The 3,022-nt window shown below is 71.9% G+C and carries 5 protein-coding genes; 2 read left to right on the top strand and 3 right to left on the bottom strand.

Annotated features, from left to right (window positions below; translation table 11 throughout):
* On the top strand, positions 1–518 hold a 518-nt coding region (locus tag CH341_RS30155; RefSeq protein ID WP_146604687.1), incomplete at its 5' end, for a glycosyltransferase family 9 protein.
* A gap of 18 nt (positions 519–536) precedes the next feature.
* On the opposite strand, the gene CH341_RS30150 is transcribed toward CH341_RS30155, so the two are convergent.
* On the bottom strand, positions 537–1,424 hold the full coding sequence (locus CH341_RS30150) for an EAL domain-containing protein (RefSeq protein ID WP_170149869.1): 888 nt from the start codon (positions 1,422–1,424) through the stop codon (positions 537–539).
* A 291-nt stretch (positions 1,425–1,715) separates the two neighbouring features.
* On the opposite strand from CH341_RS30150, the gene CH341_RS30145 reads away from it, so the two are divergent.
* The gene (locus CH341_RS30145) at positions 1,716–2,264 is read left to right on the top strand and encodes a hypothetical protein (protein WP_111423170.1); all 549 of its coding nucleotides are present in this window, start codon (positions 1,716–1,718) and stop codon (positions 2,262–2,264) included.
* 69 nt (positions 2,265–2,333) lie between these two features.
* Here the strand turns inward: CH341_RS30145 and CH341_RS30140 are convergent, their stop codons facing one another.
* Positions 2,334–2,732: a type II toxin-antitoxin system VapC family toxin gene (locus CH341_RS30140; RefSeq protein WP_111423168.1), complete on the bottom strand. Its 399-nt coding sequence runs from the start codon at positions 2,730–2,732 to the stop codon at positions 2,334–2,336.
* Positions 2,729–2,983, bottom strand: a complete 255-nt coding sequence (locus CH341_RS30135; RefSeq protein ID WP_146604686.1) for a type II toxin-antitoxin system VapB family antitoxin — start codon at positions 2,981–2,983, stop codon at positions 2,729–2,731. The genes CH341_RS30140 and CH341_RS30135 overlap by 4 nt, the downstream gene beginning before the upstream one ends.
* Between the last annotated feature and the right edge of the window lie 39 nt (positions 2,984–3,022).

Raw genomic sequence — 3,022 nt, 5'->3', positions numbered from 1 at the left:
TGTCCGACGAGGCCCGGGCCTTCGCGGCCGCGACGCTTCCCGACGGGCCGACCTATGTGGGCCTCGCCCCCGGCAGTCGTGAGGCGCGGAAGAACTGGCCGCGGGAAAACTTTGCGGCGCTGGCCGAGAGGCTCGCGGCGAGCGGCCGCACGCCGGTGGTGTTCATCGGGCCGCAGGAGACCGACGTCCGCGACGAGCTGCGCCGTGCCGCGCCGTCGGCGATCTTCCCGGACACCACGGCGCGGCTGGAGCTCGCCGTCGCGGTCGCCGAGCGGCTGGCCGCCGCCGTCGCCAACGACAGCGGCATCGGCCATCTGCTCGCGGCGACGCAGACGCCGCTGGTCAGCCTGTTCGGCCCGACCGAGGTGGCGCGCTGGGCGCCGTTCACGCGCCGCGGCATCGTGGTGAGCGCCACGGAGTTCGGCGGCACGACCATGCAGGACATCCCGGTCGCCGCGGCCTTCGCGGCGGTCGAGCGCCTGCTCGCCGCGCCGCGCGAGTCGTCACGCGCAAGCTGAGCGGGATCGGCGATCTGATCAGGACGTGCGCAGCCGCGCCGGCTGCCCGGCGAACGGGTTCCAGCGGCTGCGCTCGGGCGCGCGCTGCACGCCGGTGTAGCGCTGCAGCTTGGCGATGAAGTCGTCCTTGCTCATCGGCCTGGCGAACAGATAGCCCTGGCCGACGGCGCAACCGATGCCCTGCAGCTTGTGACTCTCGTGCGGCGTCTCGATGCCTTCGGCCACCGTCTTCAGGTCGAACCGCTTGGCGAGCTCGACGATGGTCTCCAGCATGCCGGCATTGGTGCGGTCGGTGTCGCAGTCGGTGACGTAGGCGCGGTCGATCTTCAGCTCGGTGAAGGGGAGCTGGCGCAGCCGGGCGAGGGACGAGTAGCCGGCGCCGAAGTCGTCGACGGCGAGCCCGCAGTTCTGGGCCCGCAGCTCGTTCGCCACCTCGTTGGCCACCTCGAGGTCGTTCATCACCTGGTCCTCGGTGACCTCCAGGATCAGGCCCGACCACGCCTTGCTGCGCGGGCGGCCCTCGCGGATCATCCGGGCGATCGGCATCTCGACGAAGGCGCCGGCCGGAACGTTGACGGCGAGCTTGATCTCCGGCGCGCCGACCGCGGCGCAGTCCTCCCAGTCGCGCAGGCCGGCGGCGATCACCCGCTCGGTCAGGGCCATCATGGCGGCCTCGCTGGCGCCCGGCAGGAACACGCCGGGCGGCAGCACGCCGAGCTCGGGATGCCGCACCCTGATGAGCGCCTCGGCGCCGACCATCTTGCGGGTCTGCAGGTTGAACTTGGGCTGGTACCAGATCTCCAGCCAGTCGCGGTCGAGCGCCCGCTGGAGCGTCACCTTCGGCTTGCCGTCGGGGCCGCGCTCGTCGTCGTCGCGCGACAGAAAGGAGCGGATTTGCTTCAACATGGGGGTGTGTGCGCGACGCGCCTCCTGAGCCGGTCTTCTGTCGGCTGTCGTCGCGACTGTCACGCGCGGGTCATTGATTTTCGGTAGCGCCGCTCGGGTCTCGCCCTGCGTGGTTAGGGGAGTGTGACGGCGGTCGGTAAAGAGGTACACTTCGGCGAACCCGCCGCCGGGGCGAGGGGAGGAGCGCGTTGCGTTTTGCGCGCGCATGGGCGATTGAGCGGGCCGGGCGATTCACCGGTCGCGACGGGACGGACACGAGGTCCGTCCGAACGTGTCCGGTCGGGGTGGGGAATGCTGGACATACTCAATTGGGGGCCGGTCGGCCGCTGGCTGCAGGCTGGAGGCGCGCGTTCGGTGCCGCTGTGGCGCACCGTTCTGCTCGGCCGCTGCCGGGGGCCCGAGGCGTGCCGGGCGGCCCTCGGCGAGGCCGGCGTCCATCTCAGCGCCGATGCCGACACGCTGCTGGGCCGGCCGGAGTTCCGCTGGAGCGACCGCAAGCGGGTGGTCGATCTCGCCACCGTGACGCCGGCCGAGCTCGGCCTCACCCGCGGCGCCCGCTGGGCCGACATCCGGGCCGCCGCCAAGACGTTGCGGCTGGGGCTGGCGCCCGCCGAGACCGGGCCGGCGCTGCGGCTCCTCTATGCCGACCAGCCGTTCGGCGAGCGTGTCGTTCTGGCCATGCAGCCGGTCGGCGATCCCGAGACGGAGCCCCTGGCCTTCGCGCTCGACCGCGACGACGACGGCCTGTGGCTCGACGTCACCGACGGCCACCCCGATGTCTTCTGGGGCGCCGAAGACCGCTTCGCCTTCGTCCGCCGCCCGGCCCGCTGGGGGTTTTGAAGGGCGGCGGGCACGGCGCCGGCGCGCCTTCGCCCACCGCTATGATCTGATCACGACGCCACCGCGCACTCACCGGACTCCGGCGATGTCCGTGTGTGCGAAGTCGTCGCCCTTGAACAGCAGCGGCACGTCCATCGTCCTGGCCAGGGCGTAGGCGGCGCAATCGGCGAGGTTCAGCCTCGCCTTCGGATCGATTCCCTTCCCGAAGCGCTCGAATGCCGCGACGGCGGCCCGGACCTGTCGTTCGTCGAAGGGCACGATCTCGAAATCGTTCTCGACCTGCAGGAACCGCCAGAACCGAGCCACCGCGCCGGGCCCTCGGCGGGCGCGAAGCACGATGGCCGTCTCGTGGACGCTGACGGCGGAGACGAGCAGCCGGTCGGCGCGCTCGAGCTCGGCCGCGAAGACCTCGGCGTCGGCCTCGGTCTCGAGGATCGCAACCGACGCCGAGCTGTCGACCGCGATCATAGGGCGTCCAAGTCGTCCATGATCTGGCCCGGCGAGCGGGGATCGAGCAGCGGCATTGCCGTAATCTCACGGCCGACGGACAGCATGTCGGCGGCCGTCATGCGGCGCCGTCCGCCCAGCCGGGTCGCCTCCAGTCCGGCGGCGCGAGCACTGTCCTCCACGGCTCGCCGGATCGCTTCACCGACCGAAATGCCCTGAGCTTCGGCGAGGCGCCGGGCGAGGCGGACGACATCGAGCGGCAGCTCCGTCATGACGATCTCCTCGCGGGGTCGCGGGCGTGCCGCGACCCC

The sequence above is a fragment of the Rhodoplanes roseus genome (assembly GCF_003258865.1).
Lineage (GTDB): Bacteria > Pseudomonadota > Alphaproteobacteria > Rhizobiales > Xanthobacteraceae > Rhodoplanes > Rhodoplanes roseus.
Note: the sequence above shows the minus strand (reverse complement) of the source record. Positions and strands in the feature narration are given on the sequence as shown.

Coding starts and splice junctions, on each gene's coding strand:
- CH341_RS30150 (WP_170149869.1), bottom strand. CDS start 1,424: ATGTTGAAGCAAATCCGCTCCTTTCTGTCGCGCGACGACGACGAGCGC.
- CH341_RS30145 (WP_111423170.1), top strand. CDS start 1,716: ATGCTGGACATACTCAATTGGGGGCCGGTCGGCCGCTGGCTGCAGGCT.
- CH341_RS30140 (WP_111423168.1), bottom strand. CDS start 2,732: ATGATCGCGGTCGACAGCTCGGCGTCGGTTGCGATCCTCGAGACCGAG.
- CH341_RS30135 (WP_146604686.1), bottom strand. CDS start 2,983: ATGACGGAGCTGCCGCTCGATGTCGTCCGCCTCGCCCGGCGCCTCGCC.